The 2,620-nt window shown below is 32.8% G+C and carries 1 protein-coding gene; it reads left to right on the top strand.

Features of this window, described 5'->3' with window-relative positions; all coding sequences use genetic code 11:
• Nucleotides 1–542 precede the first annotated feature (542 nt).
• Nucleotides 543–2,549: a gliding motility-associated C-terminal domain-containing protein gene (locus KO494_RS12150; RefSeq protein WP_215967886.1), complete on the top strand. Its 2,007-nt coding sequence runs from the start codon at nucleotides 543–545 to the stop codon at nucleotides 2,547–2,549.
• Nucleotides 2,550–2,620: the final 71 nt, after the last annotated feature.

The following is a 2,620-nucleotide window of genomic DNA, read 5'->3' as shown; positions in this document are numbered from 1 at the left end:
AAAACCACCTTTTCTTAATAAGAAAGAGGTGGTTTTTTTATAATAATACTTGTTGATTAGTATCTTAACTATCAAGAGTGCAAAAGGGTATAAAATAAAGCCTTACTTTTTAAAGTAAGGCTTTTTCTATGCCAAGGACTAGTAGTACACAATTGTTGTGTTAATAAAATCTCCTAGTTTGTTTTTGAATGATATCGGGATAGTTGTTTTAAAATTTGAAACATTATAAATAAACTTGTATCGGAGAAACTTCATTGTGTTTTAAAATCCTTCTTAATAAACCTACACTAGTCTTTTGAATTAGACTTTATGTTTGAATTTTACTACTTTTAAAAGAAAATGAATGTAGTTGTATTTTCAAAATAGTAAAGAAATAATATTGTTTTATTATTGACAGATTAAAATATTACTAATGTCACAAATATTATGCATAAAACGCAAGCTTTTAACGAAAAGAGCTGTTATTTTTAGGCAAAAACATATATTTGCTTTTTTTTATACAAAAACCTAAAAAACTAATCTAATCCTCTTTTTGCTGCTTTATGAGATTTATATTCTATAATTTAATTTTAATTTGCATTTTATTCTATTCAAAAACCACTAGCGCCCAATTAAGTTGCTCTAACACTTGGCAGACCATAGAATTCGATGATTTTGAACATCAAAATTTTGATCCTGCAATTCAAACAGATAATTCCTATTCTTCTGGTTACCCTAGCACGCATGGTGCTTATAATGGTGATTACGGAATTTATTTGAATATTATAAATGGTGTTGACTCGGGAAATATTATTTATGATAGAGAGTTTGTTGTTTGTGAAAATACACCTCTTAAATTATCTATGTGGATGTCTACTAGATATGGAGGGGCACAATGTAACATGACTTATAATATTCTCGATGAGAACGCCAATGTATTGTTTACGTGGACAGGAGACATTCCTTATGCTAGTTATCCTGGTTGGGAGTTTTGGACATCCGATCTTTTTATCTCTACAACTAGTACTGTTCATTTTCAAATTATAAACAATGTTGCAGGAGGTCAAGGAAATGATTTTGCTATGGATGATTTGTTATTAGAAGCTTGTTCTTCAGATTATACTTTAGCATATACCCCAGCTTGTGATTCGGCAACAGCTATTTTAACTGGTGATACTGGTGGTGAATTTTCTTTTAGTCCTATTCCTACAGATGGTGCTATTATAGATGCAACCACTGGTGAAATTACAAACGGTACACCAGGATTGACGTACGGTGTTCAATATACACCTAGTTATTTATGTGCCGCAATTACAAATCAAAATATTACACTTTTAACTAGTGATGATGCTACGTTTACTTTGGATGCAACTTGTGATGGAGGAACTGCAGAAATTACAGGTACTATAGGTGGTGTGTTTACTTTTGAAACAGCACCTACAGATGGTGCAACTATAGATGCTACAACAGGAACAGTTACTGGTGGTACTGCAGGTGAAACATATTTCGTGACTTACACTACAGAAGGTATTTGTTCTGCTACAAGCACTCAAGAACTCACTGTTTTAGATGCAGATGATGCTAGCTTTACTATGACAGCAACTTGTGATGGAGGTACAGCAGAGGTTACTGGAATTACAGGAGGTATATTTTCTTTCGATGCAGCACCTACAGATGGTGCAACTATAGATCCTACTACAGGTACCGTTACCGGTGGGACACCAGGCGTAAGTTATACAATTGTTTATAGCACTAATAATATCTGTCCAACAGCAAATACACAAGTGCTTACTGTTTTAGATGCAGATGATGCTTCGTTTACAGTAGTACCTGGATGTATGGGAGGTACTGTGGTAATTACTGGAGATACCGGCGGAACATTTGCCTTTAACCCAGCAGTAACAGATGGTGCTGTAATTGATTCTGTAACAGGAGAAGTTACTGGCGCTTTACAAAATACAAGCTATTTTATAGAATATACTACCCCTGGAATTTGTAATACAACGAGTACTCAAGAATTACTTACTCAAGATGATTTCGAGTTTAGCGTAGTAGGTGAATGTAATGGTGCTATTTATGAGTTAACTATTAACCCAGCAAATGGTAGTTATGATGCTAGTACTGCAACATATGTATTATATGATGATATGGATTCTGTTTTACAAACTAATACTGTTGGTGATAATGTATTTGTTATAGATGCAAGTATTTTTACTCCTCCAATGTCAGGAACTGCATACAATTATGTTGTTGAAGTTACTAACGAATTAGGTTGTGTTGTGTATAACGAGCTGTTAGTAGAAAGTATTACCTGTTTTATACCTCAAGGTATATCTCCTAATAATGATGGTAAAAATGATAATTTTGACCTATCTGGATATGATGTAGATAACTTACAAATCTTTAACAGATACGGTATTAAAGTATACTCTAAAACTAATTATACCAATGATTGGTATGGTCAGTCTGATAGTGGCGATGAATTACCAGTAGGAACTTATTTCTACGTAATGGAATATCAAGGAAACAAAACCAAAACATCTTGGGTATATTTAAATAGAGAAAACTAATTAACTAATTAATTAAAATGAAAAAATTATATATTATTCTCGCTTTCTTATTTGTAGTTCAAGTGCAAGCA

The organism is Lacinutrix sp. C3R15, assembly GCF_018860825.1.
In the GTDB taxonomy this organism is placed as follows: domain Bacteria; phylum Bacteroidota; class Bacteroidia; order Flavobacteriales; family Flavobacteriaceae; genus Oceanihabitans.
Note: the sequence above shows the minus strand (reverse complement) of the source record. Positions and strands in the feature narration are given on the sequence as shown.

Excerpts from the sequence above, each read along its gene's own strand:
- KO494_RS12150 (WP_215967886.1), top strand. The coding sequence starts at position 543 with ATGAGATTTATATTCTATAATTTAATTTTAATTTGCATTTTATTCTAT.